A 19,343-nucleotide genomic window follows, 5' to 3' on the forward strand; every position below is an offset into this window, starting at 1 on the left:
CAGCCTAAAGGCTGAGACTTTTTATTGATAATAAGGTGATATCATTAAGTAAACAATAACACCAGATAAACTTACATATAACCAAATTGGCATCGTCCAACGTACAATTTTACGGTGACGTGTTAATTGGTTTGTAAAACCAAATACAAGTGCGAACAATGCAAGTGGTACAATAATTGCTGCAAGGATAATATGTGTAATTAAAATGATGAAATACACATATTTAATAAATCCTTCTCCGCCAAAATGTGTTGCTGGCGCTAAGTAATGGTACGATAAATACGACACACAAAATAGTAAAGTCGTTGTAAATGCTGCCAGGATGAAGCCACGATGCATTTTTACATTCTTTTTAATAATAGAGAATAACGCTGCTAATAAGAATACGAACGTAAAGCTATTAAAAATTGCATTTAACATTGGTAAGATTGTTACATCAAAATGTACTTCTCCTTCATAGCCAACAGGTCCAAAGAACAAAAATAAAATAATCGCATTTACAATTACAGAAAGCGTTATCACAATAGGAGCATAGCTTTTCTGATTAGTTGATTGATCCACCAAAATGGTCACTCCTCTTCCTTCAAATATGTATACGTAACCTCACTATTTTAACATATTATTCACAGTGTAAATGTGACAATAGTTTGACACAGTAAGACAGAGCAAAGAAAAAAATCCTTCTTAATAAAACTTCTTAAGAAGGATTTTATCGCTTTATTATTTAAATAGCAATGTAATTAGTTTTTGTTGAAAAACGTATTGCTATATGCTTGAAAAATTTCAGACACTTGATATCCCATTAAAGAAATTGCTGTTAATGAAAAGAAACCAATCATAAGAAATCGAAACCACATATAAATCTCCTCCTTGTATTTAGCCTATAAAGCAGTTGCTATATTACAAGTTGAGTGGCACTCTTCATCGTCACTTTCCTTCTTCTTCACAATCGCTGTTATAAATCGAATCATAAAGAAAATAACAAAAGGAAATTGTTCGTAATTTACATTGGCATAGTTTTGCAACGGCTCATGTTGCAAATCGGACGGGGATGAGAAGGAATAGAACATACCTTGCTCTTCCATATATACAATTACAATTTTCATGCAAAATAATATCCCAAGAAACGAAACAATATCTTGCCATTCTGTCGTATATAACAGGTTATACAGCTCTAATACGTACTCTTCCATCATCATCCCCCCCTTCCTTTTTTATCATTCTGCTCTCCTTCGTATAAAAAGTCAAGAAAAAAGTTTATATTCACTATGACAATAGTAATTACTCTTTTCTTTACTTATATATGAATCTTTTCTAGCAATGATTGGATATACCTTTCTTCGAAAACAAGAAATTAGAATTGAACGAATTCTTTATCCTCACCTTTAGGATTCAAAACCGAACCATTTTTATTTTTATTTCTTAAATAACTACTTACAAGACTTAAAAGTAATTTCCCACCAACCAACATCGCACGTTCATCAAAATCGAATTGAGGATGATGATGTGGATATGTTGCTCCTATTTCTTCATTACCCGCACCTGTGAAGAAAAATGCTCCTGGAACATGTTCTAAGTAGTATGCAAAATCTTCTCCCCCCATAATCGGTGGTATTTCAATGACCCTTTCTCTTCCAAGATCTCGTTTCGCAATCTCCATAAAATGACTCGTTTCATCTAAATGATTTATTAATATCGGATAGCCGCGTTTATATTGAATATTAACTTCCGCATGAAGAGATTGACAAATCCCCTCAACAACTCTTTTAAATTCCTTCTCCATAAATTCTCTCACTTCAGGATCCATCGTCCGAATTGTCCCTGTAAATATAGCAGTATCCGCAATAATATTATCTGCTTGACCAGCATGGAATGTACCAACTGTTAAAACTGCTGATTGAAGTGGATCAACTTTTCTACTCACTAAAAGTTGCAACTGATTAATAACTTGTGTTGCAATGATAATGGCATCTACAGTATGATGCGGCATACCTCCGTGACCGCCTCGTCCTTGAATCTTCACTTCAAAAGTATCAGCTGCCGCCATCATTGCTCCCGCTTTCGCACCAACAATTCCTACAGGCATTTGAGAAGACAAATGTGTGCCAAAAACAACATCTACTTCCTCTAAACAACCATCCTCAATCATAGCAATTGCTCCGCCAGGCTCTTTCTCTTCTGCATGTTGATGAATAAGGACTATTTTTCCTGAAAGTTGGTCTCTGTTATCGCTTAATACTTTTGCAACTCCTAAAAGGGTTGCTGTATGGCCATCATGGCCACAAGCGTGCATTACGCCAGGAACCTTTGATTTATATGAAACTTTCTTTTCATCTTGAATAGGTAGTGCATCAAAATCAGCGCGCAACGCGATCGTCTTCCCAGGTCTTCCTCCTTCAATTACGCCGATTACCCCTCTTCCCCCGACATCTGTTTTCACATCAATATGAAAACTTTTTAAAATTCTAGCTATTTTTTTCGGTGTTTCTATTTCTTGAAACGATAGCTCTGGGTATTGATGAAAATCTCTTCGCCACAAAACCATTTGGTTATATAAACTTTCCAATTCTTTATGCCATGTTTCTATCATAGAAACGCCCCTTTCTTTTTTAATACTTCAAATAAAATTTACATAATATTCTGTGTTTAATCAATGAAAAAAGAGAACTTTCTCTGAAAGTCCTCCTACTATTCTAGTAATAGTCTAGTTACTATTTTGCTTCAATACAAATACTGAAAGTTCAGGTACACTCCAAAATCTAACAGGCATTCGGGTTGTCCCAATACCACGATTTACGTATAAATGTAACAGCTTATTCTTCCCTTCTACTTCATACATACCTTCCACATGACTCTCAGCTAGTTTTGTAGTAATTAATGGACCTATAAAAGGAATTTGAACTTGTCCTCCGTGACTATGGCCTGACATTTGAAAATCAACTGGGTAACGTGCTACTTTGTCTACAACATCCGGCTCATGTACTAAGAGCATATTGAAATCTTGTTGCCTTATATGTTTTAAAGTCGAGTCTATTTGCGGCTTCCCTAATAAAAAATCATCCAAACCTGATATTGTAATATATTTGCCGTTTTCCGCTTTAATTTTCTGCACTTCATTGACTAACACAGAGAAACCAGCTTCCTCCATATATTTTTTATAAAATAAACTACCTCCACCGCCCCTATCATGATTCCCAAACACTGCATATTTTCCTAAGGGTGCATGTATTTTCTGTAAAATACCTTTCGCCTCTTCTCTTTCGGCTTTATATGATCCAAACTTATCAATTAAATCCCCTGTAAAAACTACTACATCTGGATGTAACGCATTCATCTTCTCCACCAAATTTTCTAGTTGTTTCAGTGTAAATTCTGGCCCTAAATGTACATCTGAGAACTGCAATATTTTTTTATTATTAAACTCTTTAGGAATTGTAGGAGCTTCTATTTCATTCCACGTAACTGTTACTAGTCTTCTTTCTATTTCTGTCGCATAGAAATACAAACTTACTGGTATCATTAATATACTTATGAAACTAATAATAAATATCTTTACAACTGATTTTTTCCGTTCTTTTTTTACATGATGCGTATTCATGTTTTCACCTCTAAAATCACTTTAAAACCTTATTGTTACATTAATGTGACAACATGAACAATGTTCGTTATATCCAATTTTATCCCCACTCCCTTTGACAAATTTATACAGAAGTCATAACATATTTTTATAATACATAGATTCTTTAAAATGTTTCTTCTATTCATTCCATCATTCTATTAAGGAGAGGTTATTCATGTCTGTATTTACACCAGAAGAAATTACGGAACTTGCTGCTAATTCCGGAAGAAAAAAAGCTCATTTATCATTGCTCCCTATGCTAATTCTCGGTTTTTTTGGTGGTGCTTTCATAGCATTAGGATATTTACTTGATATCCATGTTATCGGAACAATGCCAAAATCTTGGGGATCATTTACTAGTTTTCTAGGTGCTGCCGTATTCCCTATCGGTCTTATACTCGTTATCCTTGCAGGCGGTGAATTAGTAACTGGCAACATGATGACCGTTTCAATGGCATGGCTTCACAAAAAAATCGACTTATTTCACTTCATACGAAATTTAGTTATTGTTACGTTTAGCAACTTCATAGGTGCTATATTCGTCGCTTATTTTTTTGGTCATATCGTCGGCTTAACGGAGGGAGCTTTTTTAGCAAAAACTGTTTCTATTGCACAAGCTAAACTACAAGATACACCACTGCAAGCCTTCATTTCTGCAATCGGGTGTAATTGGCTCGTTTGTTTAGCTGTTTGGCTCAGTATGGGAAGTAAAGAATTTATCGGAAAGATTGTCGGTATTTGGTTCCCTGTTATGACTTTTGTCGCGATTGGATTTCAACACGTTGTAGCCAATATGTTTGTCATCCCAGCTGCAATTTTTTCTGGTCATTTAACTTGGGTTGAATATTTTCCAAACTTCATTTTTGTTTTCTTCGGAAACTTAGTAGGGGGTATGCTATTTGTAGCATTACCTTATTTCATATCTTATAATAAAAAACTACCTTCCAATAAAGAGAAAACTGCATTAAAGAAAAAATCTGTATCCGCTTAAATTGAATATCTATAAAGTGGCCCTAAAAAATATTACAAATTTCATTTTTTTTGCGAATATATGTACGTACACTTGTTCTCGAATGTTTTATACGTTATAATAACAACTTAAATAGCATTATTTACATATGAGGTGAAAAACATGAATAAAACAGAATTAATTAAAAACGTAGCACAAAATGCTGAGATTTCTCAAAAAGAAGCTACTGTAGTTGTACAAACTGTAGTAGAATCAATCACTAACACTTTAGCTGCTGGTGAAAAAGTACAACTTATCGGATTCGGTACATTTGAAGTTCGTGAAAGAGCTGCTCGTACAGGCCGTAACCCACAAACTGGTGAAGAAATGCAAATCGCAGCTTCTAAAGTACCTGCTTTCAAAGCTGGTAAAGAACTTAAAGAAGCTGTAAAATAATGAAAAAATAGCCTTCTCGTTTATGAGAAGGCTATTTTTTTCATTACATAATTAATAAAAATTTGACCATTATGCTGCTTTTTTTGTTCCTTTAAGCAAATATAACCGTTTCTTTCAAAGAAAGGTTTTGCTGTAATACTCGCCTCAGTATATATCTCCCTATGATGCAATTTCACTGCTTCTTTTTCTAACTTCTGTATTATATATGAAGCTATGCCTTTTCCTTGATAATCTTTATGTGTAAATAAGCGATCTACGTAATGCTCATCATTATAATCCCCAAATCCCACTATTACTCCTTTATAATCGGCAACATAACAAACATTCTTTTCTAAAGACTCTAACCATCTTTCTCTATCTAGTCGATCTGGTGCCCATGCCTGTAGCTGTAACACGTTATAATCTTTTACATTAACCGTATGAACTGTTTCATAGAACAACTGTAATACTTGCTCTAAATCCTCTTTCTGGAATATTCTAATTATAATATCCTTCAACATATGTAAATCTCCTTATCAAAATAACACTTAGTTTTTCTACTATCTACAATTCAATATTTTTGCTTTATTATATCTTTTTATTTTCTATACGAACAAAAACAATACTTTGAATAAGTATTGTTTTTGTAATAATCATATGCCATTATTTAATGAGCTTTTTAAGATTTCAATTTAACTCTTTGTAATCTTAACGCATTTAATACGACAGATACAGAGCTAAACGCCATCGCTGCACCTGCAACCCAAGGAGCTAAGAAACCCAGCGCCGCAATTGGAATTCCTAGACCGTTATAAGCTAACGCCCAGAATAGATTTTGCTTAATATTTCTAATCGTCATTTTACTCATAAAGATTGCATCAGCAATACTATTTAAATCACCACGTATTAACGTAATATCCGCTGCTTCCATTGCTACATCTGTTCCTGTTCCGATGGCCATTCCGATGTCTGCTGTAGCAAGAGCAGGAGCATCATTAATTCCATCCCCAACCATAGCCACTTTCTTACCACTAGCCTGAAGTTTTTTCACTTCCTCTGCTTTTCCTTCTGGTAATACTTCTGCAATTACGTGATCAATACCAACTTGCTTAGCAATAGCTTGAGCAGTTTGTGTATTATCTCCTGTAATCATAACAACATCTAGACCCATTTTCTTAAGTCTTGCAATTGCTGCTTTTGAAGTATCCTTTACAGTATCTGCAACAGCAACAATTCCAGCATATTCCTTATCTATCGCTATAAGCATTGCTGTTTTTCCTTCTCGTTCTAACTCTTCCATTGATTTAGAAACTTCTTCAATATCAATATTGAATTTCTTCATTAATCGGCGTGTACCAATTAATAATTGTTTCCCTTCCACGACTGATTCGATACCGAATCCAGGAATCGCTTCAAACGCTTCTGAACTTGGGATATCAATTTTCTTTTCTTTAATTCCTTCTACAATCGCTTCTGCAAGTGGGTGTTCAGAATTTTTTTCTGCCGCACCTACTAAACGTAGTATTTCTTCTTCATAGAATCCATCTACTACAATTACATCTGTTAACACCGGCTTCCCATTTGTCACAGTACCTGTTTTATCTAGAATAACTGTATCTAATCGATGCGTTGCTTCTAAATGCTCCCCGCCTTTAAATAAAATACCATACTCAGCCGATCTTCCTGATCCAGCCATAATAGATGTAGGTGTCGCAAGACCTAATGCACATGGACATGCGATAACAAGTACTGCTATCATTTTCTCAAGTGCTCCGCCAAAATCACCTGGTGTAACAAATATCATCCACACTGCAAATGTGATAATAGCAATCACAACTACTACAGGTACGAAAATACCTGAAATTTGATCCGCTACCCTTTGAATAGGAGCTTTTGAACCTTGAGCCTCTTCTACTACTTTAATAATTTGAGCTAATGCAGTATCTCTTCCTACCTTAGTTGCTTTCACTTTTAAAAATCCATTTTTATTCATTGTAGAACCGATTACTACATCCCCAATTGTTTTATCAACTGGAATACTTTCACCCGTTAACATCGATTCATCAATTGCTGATTTTCCTTCTACAATCTCACCATCTACCGGAATTTTTTCACCAGGCTTTACATAAACGATATCACCGGCTACTACTTCTTCGATTAAAATTTTCATTTCTGTTCCATCTCGCACAACTGTAGCTGCCTTTGCTTGTAAACCCATCAACTTTTTAATTGCTTCTGATGAACGTCCCTTTGCTTTTGCTTCAAATAATTTCCCTAAAATAATTAATGTAATAAGTACTGCGCTCGTTTCAAAATATAAATCTGTCATATGTTCCGAAGAACCGATAGATTGAATGCTTAAATATACACTATAGAAATAAGCGGCCGATGTTCCAAGTGCCACAAGAACATCCATGTTAGCACTTTTATTACGTAACGCTTTATAAGCCCCAACATAAAACTGTCCACCAATGATAAATTGAACTGGCGTTGCAAGAGCTAGCTGCACCCAAGGGTTCATAAGCATATCAGGTAAATAAATAAACGATGTAAATGAGAAGTGACTTACCATTGCCCACAGTAACGGGAATGATAAAATAAACGAAATGATAAACTTCTTCTTTTGTCGCTTAATTTCTTGTAAGCGATGATCAGTTGATCCATCTTGCTCATCTGATTTCACTTCCAATTTATATCCTAATTTCGTAATTGCACTCTTCATTTCATTTACATTAATTTCATCAGGATTAAAATCTACTGTAGCCGATTCCAAAGCGAAATTTACTGTCGCTCCATTCACACCTTCTAACTTATTTAAACGCTTTTCTACTCTATTGGCACATGCTGCGCATGTCATTCCTGAAACAGTAAATTCAGCTTTATCACTTACAATTCCATATCCTAACGATTCAACTTTTTCCTTAAATTGTTGCGGATTTGTTTTTTGGGGATCATACATTATTTTGGTTTTTTCAAGTGCAAAATTTACATTTGCATCATGAACACCTTCTACTTTTTTTAGACCTTTTTCAATTCTATTTGCACATGCCGCACATGTCATTCCTGATATTTGAAGATTGGCCTCTTTTTGTTCATTCATGTCTCTCACCTCTATATACCCTTATGAGGTATAATTATTAGCAAAATAAATCGTACTTCCTATAAAGTACGATTTATTTCCATATCTAAAAATAACTATTGAACATCGTATCCTTGATCTTCAATTACAGCAACGATATCTTTTAATGTTACAACCGATGAGTCGATAGTAACTTCAACAGTTCCTTCTGCTAATTGAACTTTCACTTGGTCAACACCGTTTAGTTCTTTCACACTGCTTTCGATAGCATTTACACAATGTCCACAAGACATACCTTCAACTTGTAATGTTAACTGTTCCATTTAAAATCCTCCTCTTGTTTCTTCATTGTTTGTTAATTACAACTACATTTTACCATACCCCCCTAAGGTAATCAATAGTTTTATATCATGATTTTTCAATTATTTTCTAAAAGTTTATTTTACACACACTTATTCACAACAATACACCTAAACCCTATATAAGGATAAATAAACAAACAAAAAAACAAGCCAGTTATATACTAGCTTGTTTTTACGCTTTTGAAAAACGTTCAAATACCGTCATTAATTCTTCGATTGCTTCGTCACCATTCCCATCTTTAATAGCTCCTGAAACACAATGACTAGTATGATTTTTCAAGACACCCATTCCTACTTTTTTCATCGCTGCATTAATGGCTGAAATTTGCACTAAAATATCAACGCAATAACGATCATTTTCAATCATATTTTGAATACCACGGACTTGTCCTTCAATTCTCTTTAATCTATTTATAATTTGTTCTTTTTCTTTTTCCGATCTATGTGTAGTTGCTTCATGCTCTTTATGATCCATATTATCACCTTCTCAAAGTTTTTCTTCATCCAATAAAACAATTACTTTTACGAGTATACCAATTATAGCATCAAACATCTATGTATGATACCCCATATGAGTATATTTCCGCTTTATGATTATTCTTAACAAATTATTAGCTTCTCAGACTCAATTATTATGATACCCTTTCCTTTTTTCAAAAAACAATAATAAGCAGGGATTGTCCATCCCCGCTTATTATTCATCCTCAAATATAAAAGTCTCAATTTTCACACATATAAATCGAGACTTTTTTCTTCCTATATATATTATTGCTGATCACATACTTTTGTATCATTCACTACTGAAGTTCCTTCAACGGTTACCGTATGAAAACAGTCATTTACACGAACTGTCACAACATTATCTTGCCGATCAATGATATGATATTCATTAAATTTTTTATTCAAAGCACTGCGAATTTGTTCTCCTTCATAAATTGGAATGCCATGTGATAAAACCCAAATAAGCCCGGCAATAACAAGAATTGCTTTCATACGATCTACCTCCTTGAGAATAAAGTGAACTTTTAATCGGTGTTTATTTCAGCCCTACTAATCATTAATTGAATCAGTCGAGCTTTTATGGGATAAGTTCATTTCGTCTATTTTATGTTTATGCTAATTGTGACGGAAATGTGACAACTTTTTGTCTCTTTAGACGAAAAGTTGAAACAAAACTTTCAAAAAGGACAATTCTACTTATAAAAAAGGTTATGGAATGTTTCATCCATAACCTTTTTTCAGTCCTATTTTACAACTCATTTACCTGATTTAATGTGATTTTTCGGGACTTGTTCTATTTCGATTTATCTATATCAAAACAAAACTTTGAAAAAACTTCCCACACAAGTTCATTTCTACTATGCACCCCAACTTTTTCGAAAATAGATTTTAAATGATCCTGTACGGTGTATATAGAAATACAAAATTATCTAGCTAACATACCCGGAAGACTCCTACTTATTACTTGCTTCTCACGTGTTGTCAGGCTATATACCTCCGCAATAAGATGCGATTGTTCAGATAAACATTTGAGTTTATTAAAATCATCTTCTAAAAATTCGGTCATAAACAACTGTAGATAAACCTTTTCAATACTTGCATCAGTATACGCCTTCTACACTTGACTAATAAATCTCAATCCTTTACTTAAAGACGTTGGCACAACCGATGCATGATTCTCCCCTTCAGCTTCATAAAACTTAAACCTAAACTTCTCATATTTGAATTGAAGAAGACGCTCTGATAATGCATTTGCATCTACAACCATATGCTCTCGCTCCAATGATCCCACTGTAAGGAATACTCCCGTTTCAACCTTCGCTTCATTTAATTCATTTACAAGATTCTCTTCTTTTTCAAGTACGGATTGATTATTCCACCAAATAGACGGGCTGCTAATAAAATAATTTTGAAAAGCATTTACATTTGTAAATAGTATATGTAATGCAAATAGACCACCTAAAGAATGCCCAAATAACGTTTGTTTTTCTTTATCGATTTCAAAAACATTTTCAATTTGTGGTTTCAATTCTTCTTCAATAAAAGTAAAGAAATTATGTGCTCCTCCTGTTTTAGGCCACGGTTTGCCATCCGGTTTTAAAGGAGCATCTTTTGAAATTATAGAAGGTGTAAAATCATAACATCTTTCTTCTCCTGAAAATGCCCCTTCAATTGGATAACCAATACCAACTATAACGGCTGATGAAACACCTGTTTTTTCCGCTCTAACCGATTGTATTTTAACCGCTTCATGAAACGTTTGAAAAAAGGCATTGCCATCTAATACATATATGACCGGATATCCTGAATCTGGTGCTGGTTGCTTCGGCTTTGAAATATGGATTTGATATTCCTTACCTTCTAATTTTGAATACATTTTCCACTGCTCTGTATTAGATGTAATAATCTGCTGTTTTTCGATAGTAGTATTCACCCTATATCCCCCTTTTTTAACTTGTTACATATATTTCTACTTTTTCATCCTGAGATACAACGCTATCATAACCGAAACAAACAGGGGCCCCATTATATGGATCAATCATGACTCGTGCATCAATATGAAATACTTCTTTTAATACTTCATTTGTAATTATCTCTTCTGGGCTACCAGTTGTAACAATTTCCCCTTCTTTCATTGCAATAATTTCATCTGAAAACCTTGCTGCATGGTTAATATCATGCAGTACCATAACAACTGTACAATTATGTTCTTTATTTAACTTCTCCACAATTTGCAGTACATCTAATTGATGAGACATATCAAGATATGTCGTCGGTTCATCTAGTAGTAACACTTCTGTCTCTTGCGCTAAAGCCATCGCTAGCCATACCTTTTGTCGTTGACCACCTGATAGATTTGCTATTTGCCTCGTTCGAAAAGCAGATGTTTTCGTTATATCTAATGCCCAATCAATCATCTCTTTATCTTTTGAAGTTAACTTATTTACGTTATTTCGATGTGGATAGCGTCCATAAGAAATTAATTCTTCTACTTTAAGTTCTCCTGGTGCAATTGGAGTTTGCGGGAGTAAAGCTAACAGCTTGGCAATTTCTTTCGTTGGAATTGTATTTAAATCTTGCCCTTGCAAATACACTTTACCGCTTTTTTGCTTTAAAATTCGTCCCATTGTTTTTAACAATGTCGATTTACCACACCCGTTTGGCCCTATAATTGTCGTTACTTTTCCTTCTTGTATTTCCACATTTAAATCGCGAAACACTGTAAGCTTTTCATAGCTCGTTTCTAAATTCTTTGCACTTAAAATACTCACTTTTACTCCTCCTCTTACGCCTTCGCCTTATAAAGTAAATATAAGAAATACGGTACACCGACAATAGAAATAACGATTCCAACTGGTAACTCTACAGGTGTGAAAACTGTTTTTGCAATAAAGTCTGATGCAATTACAAGGAACATTCCGATTACTCCGCACGTAGGAATGATATACTTATGCTGAATACCGACAAGTCTTTTCGCTATATGCGGTGCCATTAGTCCAATGAAACCAATACTTCCTGAAACAGCAACACATGCACTCACAAGTCCGATACTACTTAATAGTAAAATGGATTTCTCTCGTTCTACTGCAACACCTAAACTTGTAATACTCGTTTCTTCCAATTGAAATAAATCTAATAAATAAGCTTTCTTTTGTATAAGCGGAATTAAAATGATAAGCCACGGTAACATAGCAACAATATATTTCCAGTTTGCACTATATATACTTCCAGACACCCAAACCGCAGCCATCTCAAAATCAGTTGACTTCATTTTAAGTGATAAATACATAGAGAATGCTCCAAACCCTGAACCAATTGCAATCCCTGTTAATAAAAGACGCTGCGAGTCTAACTTACCGTTTTTCCAAGAAAACAGATAAATTATGATGGCTGCACCTAATCCACCGACTAAACCAAACATCGGCATCATCATAATAGAAATCCAATCTGTACTCTTTAATTGTCCTTGAAAGAAAAACATGAAAATGACGATTGCTGTTCCTGCCCCAGCATTTACTCCTAAAATACCTGGATCCGCCAATCCATTTCTCGTAATTCCTTGGATAACGGCACCCGCAACGCCTAAACCTAATCCTACTAATCCAGCAATTACAATGCGTGGAAGACGAAAATCAAAAATAACTAAATCATGCTCTGGTACTGGATCAATTCTAAAAAGTGTTTTAAATACATCTGTAATCGTAATATCAAACGTACCATTCGTTAAACTAATATAAATTGCACCAAAAATTAAAAATATAATAATCCCCATCGTCATTCCAAAACGTTGACTTGAACTTTTAGGCATGTCTCTCTCCTCCTCTTGTACGGATTAAATAAAGGAAGAAAGGAATTCCAATTAAAGATGTAACAACTCCAATTGGTGTTTCAAATGGATAGTTTACAAATCTACTTAATACATCGCATAATGCTAAGAAAACTCCACCAATAACGCCTGCGCATGGCAAAATCCACTTATAATCTACCCCGATTAAGAAGCGAGTAATATGCGGAATAATTAAACCTACAAAACCAATTTTCCCAACTAAAGCAACTGCCGTTCCTGTTAAAAAAATTACTGATAAAATTGCCATTGCTTTAACTAGTTTTGTACGCTGTCCTAGATTAATAGAAACTTCTTCTCCTAACGAAAGAATGGTAATAGATTTTGATATTAACAGTGCTAAAACTATCCCAATTATCCCAAAAGGTATCGTGATTTTAATTATATTAGGATCCACTTGATCTAACTTTGCATTAAACCAAAAACTAACATTTTGAGAAATTTGGAAATACGAAGCCATCGCGGCTGATACACTGCTTAAAAATGTTCCAATAACTGTTCCAATTATTGCTAATCTAACAGGGGATAAGCCATTTTGAAGTAGTGAGCCAAAACCAAACACTATACCGGCTCCTAGTGCAGATCCAATCATTGAACATAAGACCATACCGATCGATGACATTCCCGGAAGAAAAATCATACTAAGTGTAATAACAAAAGCTGCACCATCGGTCACACCCATAATAGAAGGGGATGCAAGATAGTTTCTTGTCATCCCCTGCATAAGTGCTCCTGATATGGCTAGAAATGCTCCGACTAAAAGAGCTGCAACTACCCTTGGCAAACGTGAAGTAATAATAATATTATGATTTACATCGCTTGAATTGAAATGAAATAATGCATTCCACACTGTTTCAGCATCAATGCTTTTTGCACCATATAAAATAGAAAGTATAACTGTAAATACAATCACTATGGGTGCTATACATAAAATAGTTACTGGTACCGCATTCGTTTTCTGCATATCATTCAACGCACCTTACTTATTGTATTATTTTGATAAATTTTTCACTGCTTCTTTTAAGAATGCTGTTTTACTCCAAGCAGTACCACCTTGTGCCATTGGATCTACAACGTTTACAAATACTTTCTTTTCTTTCGCTGCATTCATACTTTGCCAAATTGGATTACTTTCAATGTCTTCTAGCACTTTTGGTTTATTATTTTCGCTTGCCTCGTATTGTAAGAAGATATAATCCGGATTAACTTCAGCAAGTTTTTCTAAAGAAATCTTCTCTTGTGCTTTTACAGTTTTTAGTTGTTCTGGCACAGTTAGTCCAAGATCTTTATAAATTACAGGATTAAAGTATACTCCTTCTGGGTATAAAAATAGGTCGTTTGCTCTTAGTCTAATGACAAGTACTTTTTTATCTTTTAACTTATCTCCCAGTTTCGCTTTTGCTTTTTCAGCGTCTGCATTGTAATCTTTAATAATTTTTTCTGCTTTGTCCTTCTTACCAGTTAGTTCCCCCATTAACTTTAAGTTATCTTCCCAATTTGTTGAAACGTGTGATACTGGGAACGTCGGAGCTACTTTCGTAAACTTCTCAGCTGTTTCTGCTGGGAATTTCGTACTTGATGTAATAACGTCTGGTTTTAATTGAAGTAATGTTTCAAAATTCGGTTCCATTTTCTCACCAACAGATTTTGCACCTTCTAAATCTTTTTCAAGATATTTTGGCAATTTACCACCAACAGTAATGGCACCTACTGGTTTAATTCCAAGTACTGCTGCATCTTCCATTGACTCTAAACTAGCTGTCGCAATTTTATCTACTTTTGCTGGCACTGTATATTCTTTACCTAAATATGTAATTTTTCGTTTTTCATCTTTTTTCGTTTCTGTTGCTTTTGTTTGTTGCTTTTGTTCCCCAGAAGTTTTGTCTGCACTATTACATGCTGCTAAACCTACACTTAAAACTGTAACCATCCCTAATGTAAATAATTTCTTATTCATCTTTATATATCTCCTCTCGAAAGCTTTAAATATATTATTTTAACTATGAAACTTAATTACATGAAACATATTTCTCATATATATTTCACATCATTAATAAATCTACATAAAATGGAGAGCCATTCTCGTTCACTTCCCCTAGTATTAAATTCTTTACAACCCTCATCCATCGATAATTGTTATCAATGATAATGATTATCGTTATTAAGTATATATTTAAAATCAGATTATTTCAAGAATGATTTGAAAAATTTTAACAAACTGAATTAAAAAGAAGTATCCGCCTATTATTAGCGAGATACTTCTTTTTTTAGAAATTTATATGTAATTCAACTGGACAATGGTCTGATCCCATTATTTCACTGTTAATTTTTGCATCTGTTATTTGACCTTCTATTCTTTCCGAGACAACAAAATAATCTAAACGCCATCCAATATTTTTTGCTCTGGCTCCCATTCGATACGACCACCACGAATATGCACCTTCCTGATCAGGATAAAGATGACGATACGTATCAATAAATCCTTCTTCTAAAATACATGTAAACTTCTCTCGTTCCTCATCAGAGAATCCAGGATTTTTACGATTACTTTTTGGATTTTTTAAATCGATTTCTTTATGAGCGACGTTTAAATCACCGCAAAAAATGACTGGTTTCTTCTCATCTAATCTTTTGATATATGCCCTGAAATCATCTTCCCATTTCATTCTGTAATCTAAACGCTCTAATCCTCGTTTTGAGTTTGGTGTATATAAAGTTATCATGTAAAAATCTTCGAATTCTAAAGTAATAAGTCGCCCTTCTTGATCATGCTCTTCAATTCCTAAACCGTATGTAACAGCAATTGGTTCTTTTTTCGTAAATATAGCCGTTCCAGAATAGCCTTTTTTTACAGCATAATTCCAGTATGTATAGTATCCCTCTAGATTTAAATCAATTTGCCCATCTTGTAATTTAATCTCTTGTAAACAAAATATATCAGCATTTGATTCCTCAAGATATTCTAAAAATCCACCTTTTGCGATAACTGCTCGCAAACCATTTACATTCCACGAAATTAACTTCACCTATAGTCCTCCTCTTGATGTTCACTTTCAAATTTCATGCTATCACAAAATAGAAAAACAATCATATTTTCATCTTTGTAATCTTGCTCTTACATTTGTGAATACATACATACGCACTTTATTCAGGTTATACTAATTTCAGAGGTGATGTTCTTTGCACAATGAAGGAGTTACGTTAACAAATGAGCATTGGCAAGCGATTATTCATAATGATTCTTCCTATGATAGCAAATTCTTTTATGCTGTGAAATCAACCGGAATCTTTTGCAGGCCGTCATGCAAATCAAGGATACCAAATAGAAACAATGTACGAATTTTTCATCATGCAGAGCAAGCATTAAGTGAAAACTTTCGCCCGTGCAAACGTTGTAAGCCAAATGGGATCACTTTACCTAATGAAGAGTGGGTAGAACAAATTAAAGATTATATCGAAAAGCACTTCGATGAATTATTAACTCTCGATATACTTGCAGAAATGTGCCATGGTAGCCCATTTCATTTACAACGCACTTTCAAAAAAACGACAGGAATAAGTCCAATAGAATATATACTACAATTCAGGATTGTTAAAGCGGCAGAACAGCTATTACAAACAAATCAATCCATTAAAGAGATTAGTACCGCTGTCGGGATAGAAAACCCCGAATATTTTGCAACTTTATTTAAAAAGAAAACCGGATTAACTCCTACTGAATATCGAAAAAAGAACGAAATGAAAGAAGGATACAAGAATGAATTCCTACAAAAATAAATTTATTTATTGGACGCTACTTACACATAAGAATTGGCAGTTTCATATTGCTGCAACTGAAAATGGACTATGTTTCATTGGATCACAAGATGAAAACTTTGAAGAACTAAATATATGGGCTAGAAAAAAATTGCCACAACATATATTGGCCTGTAATCCAGATTATCTACAATCATATACGAAAGAAGTTATCGAGTATTTAGAAAGTAAACGAGAAACTTTTACATTCCCTATCGATGCTTACGGAACTGATTTTCAATTATCTGTTTGGAATACGGTACGTGAAATTCCTTACGGGAAAACATATTCTTATTCAGAAATTGCCGAAAGAATGCAAAAACCTACGGCTATACGTGCCGTTGCTACTGCTATTGCTGCTAACCCCCTCCTTATTACAATTCCTTGCCATCGTGTTATTGGTAAGAATGGTAAACTAACCGGCTTTAGAGGTGGCTTAGAAATGAAGAAAGAGTTGCTTACATTAGAAAAGTCGCAGGTAGAATTCATATGACAGCAAAATATACTAGCGCATTGACTTTAACAGTTCCAACAGAATTTAGTTTCCAAGAAAATTTTCGCTATCTATCCCGCTCTAACAATGAATGTATGTTTCACATTGAAGATAACAAAATTTATAAAGTTGTCCCTGTTCACGATGTAAATCCTTTAGTTGAAATTAGTATGAATATGGATGGTAATATTCAAGTACGTTTTTTAGGAGAGTCATATATAACTGAAGAATCGATACGTGAAGCTGTAGCTAACTATGTAAAAGAGTGGTTTGATTTAACTACTGATTTAGCTCCCTTTTACACGTTAGCTAAACATGATGTACTCCTTCAAGGACCAATTGAACAATATTATGGACTTCGAACTTTAGGTATTCCTGATTTATTTGAAGCACTTTCCTGGGGAATTATCGGTCAGCAAATTAATCTCACATATGCTTATACGCTAAAAAGAAGATTAGTCGAGACATTTGGAAGTTATGTAGAATGGGACGATAGAAAACATTGGGTATTCCCTTCTCCTGAAACAATTGCAAATTTACATGTAGAGGATCTAAAAAAATTAAAAATGACGACTAGAAAATGTGAATATTTAATCGGTGTTGCAAAGCTTATTACAGAAGGAAAACTGTCAAAAGAATCTTTACTGCAACTACAAAATGTAAAAATCGCTGAAAAACAATTAACTGCTATACATGGTATAGGACCGTGGACTGCCAACTATGTTTTAATGCGTTGTTTACGATTCCCTTCCGCTTTTCCAATTGACGATGTCGGTTTGCATAATGCAATTAAATGTATAACAGGTTCCGAAAGTAAACCAACTAAAAATGAAATAAAAGATTTTGCGGTAAACTGGAAAAATTGGGAGTCTTATGCGACTTTTTACTTATGGCGAGTACTATACTAAAAGAACCAAGTAGCAACTCCGCACTACTTGGTTCTTTTTTAAGCTTGTTCTTCAAATCGTCTTGCAATTTCTACAATAACTTGAACAGCTTTTTCCATAGTATCTACCGAAACATACTCAAATTTACCGTGATAGTTTTCACCACCAGTGAAAATATTTGGCGTTGGTAATCCCATATACGATAATTGTGATCCATCTGTTCCACCACGAATTGGATGGATGTTCGGTTCGATATTTAAACTTTTCATCGCTTCATAAGCAATATCAACAATTTCTCGCACTGGTTCAATTTTTTCAAGCATGTTATAGTACTGATCATTCATCTCTAAAACAATCGCATCTTCACCGTACTTCTCTTGCATGTTTTTCACAATATCTTTAATGTTATTTTTACGCGCTTCAAAATGATTACGATCAAAATCTCGAATAATATAGTAAGCTTTACTTTGCTCGACGTCACCATTTAAAGAAAGTAAATGATAAAAGCCTTCATATCCCTCTGTATATTCTGGCGCCTCTTCTACCGGCAACTGTCTATCGAATTCCATAGCAAGTTTACTTGCGTTACGCATTTTGTTTTTCGCTGTTCCAGGATGTGTATTTGTCCCTTTAAAAGTTAATTTAGCGCTTGCAGCGTTAAAACTCTCATATTCTAAACCACCTAATGGACCTCCGTCCATCGTATAAGCAAACGATGCACCAAACGCTTCTACATCAAAATGAGCTGGCCCACGACCAATCTCTTCATCTGGTGTGAATGCTACTCTTATTTTTCCATGCTTAATTTGCGGATTATGTATTAAATAATTCATTGCGACCATTATTTCTGTAAGACCAGCTTTATCATCCGCTCCAAGAAGTGTTGTACCATCAGTTGTAATAATTGTATGTCCTTTATATGATGGTAATTCCGGGAACTGTTCAGGTGTTAACACAACATTTAATTCTTCATTTAACGTAATCGCATTACCATCAAAATTTTCATAAATTTGTGGTTTTACGTTTTTCCCTGTAAAATCTGTTGCTGTGTCTAAATGAGCTAAAAATCCTATTACAGGAACATCCTTATCTGTATTAGCAGGCAGTGTTGCCATTACGTAACCATTATCATCCATCGTCACTTCTGATAACCCAATCTCTTTTAACTCTTCCACTAATAACTTACCAAACTCAATTTGCCCTGGTGTTGTAGGCACTGTATGACTTTCTTCATTTGATTGTGTATCAATCTTTACATATCTCGTAAATCTTTCAATAAGTTCTTGTTTCAAATTCGTTCACTCCTTTTATAGTTCTCTCTCTATTATAATCCTTAAAACGAAATATTTTAACTTTTTTGACTGTAAATATATATATCC

General features: G+C 34.3%; 21 protein-coding genes and 1 pseudogene. 5 read left to right on the forward strand and 17 right to left on the reverse strand.

All coding sequences use genetic code 11. The annotated features are described in order from the left end of the window. Nucleotides 1–21 precede the first annotated feature (21 nt). From LUS72_RS18165 to LUS72_RS18180, 4 genes are all read right to left on the reverse strand, one after another. Nucleotides 22–564: a DUF420 domain-containing protein gene (locus LUS72_RS18165; protein ID WP_000228315.1), complete on the reverse strand. Its 543-nt coding sequence runs from the start codon at nucleotides 562–564 to the stop codon at nucleotides 22–24. A 317-nt stretch (nucleotides 565–881) separates the two neighbouring features. After that, nucleotides 882–1,193 carry a hypothetical protein gene (locus LUS72_RS18170; RefSeq protein ID WP_097831034.1) on the reverse strand — a complete coding sequence of 104 codons (312 nt, stop codon included), beginning with the start codon at nucleotides 1,191–1,193 and terminating at the stop codon, nucleotides 882–884. Nucleotides 1,194–1,354: 161 nt separating this feature from the next. Next, nucleotides 1,355–2,590 carry an amidohydrolase gene (locus LUS72_RS18175; protein ID WP_264447705.1) on the reverse strand — a complete coding sequence of 412 codons (1,236 nt, stop codon included), beginning with the start codon at nucleotides 2,588–2,590 and terminating at the stop codon, nucleotides 1,355–1,357. A 114-nt stretch (nucleotides 2,591–2,704) separates the two neighbouring features. Beyond that, nucleotides 2,705–3,598: a metallophosphoesterase gene (locus LUS72_RS18180; RefSeq protein ID WP_264447706.1), complete on the reverse strand. Its 894-nt coding sequence runs from the start codon at nucleotides 3,596–3,598 to the stop codon at nucleotides 2,705–2,707. Between the two features lie 196 nt (nucleotides 3,599–3,794). On the opposite strand from LUS72_RS18180, the gene LUS72_RS18185 reads away from it, so the two are divergent. Together LUS72_RS18185 and LUS72_RS18190 are read left to right on the forward strand one after the other, a co-directional pair. Then, the gene (locus LUS72_RS18185) at nucleotides 3,795–4,610 is read left to right on the forward strand and encodes a formate/nitrite transporter family protein (protein ID WP_097831031.1); all 816 of its coding nucleotides are present in this window, start codon (nucleotides 3,795–3,797) and stop codon (nucleotides 4,608–4,610) included. A gap of 141 nt (nucleotides 4,611–4,751) precedes the next feature. After that, the gene (locus LUS72_RS18190) at nucleotides 4,752–5,024 is read left to right on the forward strand and encodes an HU family DNA-binding protein (RefSeq protein WP_001043904.1); all 273 of its coding nucleotides are present in this window, start codon (nucleotides 4,752–4,754) and stop codon (nucleotides 5,022–5,024) included. Between the two features lie 20 nt (nucleotides 5,025–5,044). Here LUS72_RS18190 and LUS72_RS18195 read toward each other — a convergent pair whose 3' ends face one another. The 12 genes and pseudogenes from LUS72_RS18195 to LUS72_RS18250 form a co-directional block, all read right to left on the reverse strand. After that, nucleotides 5,045–5,524: a GNAT family N-acetyltransferase gene (locus LUS72_RS18195; RefSeq protein ID WP_264447710.1), complete on the reverse strand. Its 480-nt coding sequence runs from the start codon at nucleotides 5,522–5,524 to the stop codon at nucleotides 5,045–5,047. 158 nt (nucleotides 5,525–5,682) lie between these two features. Beyond that, nucleotides 5,683–8,103 (reverse strand): heavy metal translocating P-type ATPase, encoded by a 2,421-nt coding sequence (locus tag LUS72_RS18200; protein WP_264447712.1) that lies wholly within the window; start codon nucleotides 8,101–8,103, stop codon nucleotides 5,683–5,685. A 95-nt stretch (nucleotides 8,104–8,198) separates the two neighbouring features. Then, nucleotides 8,199–8,405, reverse strand: coding sequence for a copper chaperone CopZ (gene copZ, locus LUS72_RS18205; protein WP_071726924.1), 207 nt, complete (start codon nucleotides 8,403–8,405; stop codon nucleotides 8,199–8,201). Between the two features lie 211 nt (nucleotides 8,406–8,616). Next, nucleotides 8,617–8,919, reverse strand: coding sequence for a metal-sensing transcriptional repressor (locus LUS72_RS18210; RefSeq protein WP_070144516.1), 303 nt, complete (start codon nucleotides 8,917–8,919; stop codon nucleotides 8,617–8,619). A 290-nt stretch (nucleotides 8,920–9,209) separates the two neighbouring features. Continuing rightward, nucleotides 9,210–9,437 carry a hypothetical protein gene (locus LUS72_RS18215; RefSeq protein ID WP_097831028.1) on the reverse strand — a complete coding sequence of 76 codons (228 nt, stop codon included), beginning with the start codon at nucleotides 9,435–9,437 and terminating at the stop codon, nucleotides 9,210–9,212. 301 nt (nucleotides 9,438–9,738) lie between these two features. After that, nucleotides 9,739–9,951: pseudogene (locus tag LUS72_RS18220) on the reverse strand (helix-turn-helix transcriptional regulator); the annotation flags it as partial. Between the two features lie 108 nt (nucleotides 9,952–10,059). After that, entirely contained in the window at nucleotides 10,060–10,878 is an 819-nt protein-coding gene (locus LUS72_RS18225; protein ID WP_097831027.1) for an alpha/beta hydrolase, read from the reverse strand. A 16-nt stretch (nucleotides 10,879–10,894) separates the two neighbouring features. Then, complete coding sequence (locus LUS72_RS18230) at nucleotides 10,895–11,716, reverse strand: ABC transporter ATP-binding protein (protein WP_097831026.1); 822 nt, start codon at nucleotides 11,714–11,716, stop codon at nucleotides 10,895–10,897. A gap of 14 nt (nucleotides 11,717–11,730) precedes the next feature. Next, nucleotides 11,731–12,753, reverse strand: a complete 1,023-nt coding sequence (locus LUS72_RS18235; protein WP_097831025.1) for a FecCD family ABC transporter permease — start codon at nucleotides 12,751–12,753, stop codon at nucleotides 11,731–11,733. After that, nucleotides 12,746–13,753 (reverse strand): FecCD family ABC transporter permease, encoded by a 1,008-nt coding sequence (locus tag LUS72_RS18240; protein ID WP_097831024.1) that lies wholly within the window; start codon nucleotides 13,751–13,753, stop codon nucleotides 12,746–12,748. Before LUS72_RS18240 ends, LUS72_RS18235 begins: the two co-directional genes overlap by 8 nt. 27 nt (nucleotides 13,754–13,780) lie before the next feature. Then, entirely contained in the window at nucleotides 13,781–14,746 is a 966-nt protein-coding gene (locus LUS72_RS18245) for an iron-hydroxamate ABC transporter substrate-binding protein (protein WP_264447721.1), read from the reverse strand. 310 nt (nucleotides 14,747–15,056) lie between these two features. Further along, nucleotides 15,057–15,815, reverse strand: a complete 759-nt coding sequence (locus tag LUS72_RS18250; protein WP_097831022.1) for an exodeoxyribonuclease III — start codon at nucleotides 15,813–15,815, stop codon at nucleotides 15,057–15,059. Nucleotides 15,816–15,969: 154 nt separating this feature from the next. On the opposite strand from LUS72_RS18250, the gene LUS72_RS18255 reads away from it, so the two are divergent. From LUS72_RS18255 to LUS72_RS18265, 3 genes are read left to right on the forward strand one after another with little or no spacing between them, the layout of a single operon-like run. Continuing rightward, a complete protein-coding gene (locus tag LUS72_RS18255; RefSeq protein WP_097831021.1) occupies nucleotides 15,970–16,566 on the forward strand; it encodes a bifunctional transcriptional activator/DNA repair enzyme AdaA in 597 nt (198 codons plus the stop codon). After that, nucleotides 16,547–17,077, forward strand: coding sequence for a methylated-DNA--[protein]-cysteine S-methyltransferase (locus tag LUS72_RS18260; protein WP_097831020.1), 531 nt, complete (start codon nucleotides 16,547–16,549; stop codon nucleotides 17,075–17,077). The genes LUS72_RS18255 and LUS72_RS18260 overlap by 20 nt, the downstream gene beginning before the upstream one ends. Continuing rightward, nucleotides 17,074–17,985 (forward strand): DNA-3-methyladenine glycosylase family protein, encoded by a 912-nt coding sequence (locus LUS72_RS18265; RefSeq protein ID WP_097831019.1) that lies wholly within the window; start codon nucleotides 17,074–17,076, stop codon nucleotides 17,983–17,985. The genes LUS72_RS18260 and LUS72_RS18265 overlap by 4 nt, the downstream gene beginning before the upstream one ends. 38 nt (nucleotides 17,986–18,023) lie before the next feature. On the opposite strand, the gene pepT is transcribed toward LUS72_RS18265, so the two are convergent. After that, complete coding sequence (pepT, locus tag LUS72_RS18270) at nucleotides 18,024–19,256, reverse strand: peptidase T (RefSeq protein WP_097831018.1); 1,233 nt, start codon at nucleotides 19,254–19,256, stop codon at nucleotides 18,024–18,026. Between the last annotated feature and the right edge of the window lie 87 nt (nucleotides 19,257–19,343).

The sequence above is a fragment of the Bacillus cereus genome, from assembly GCF_025917685.1.
GTDB classification, from domain to species: Bacteria; Bacillota; Bacilli; order Bacillales; family Bacillaceae_G; genus Bacillus_A; species Bacillus_A cereus_AT.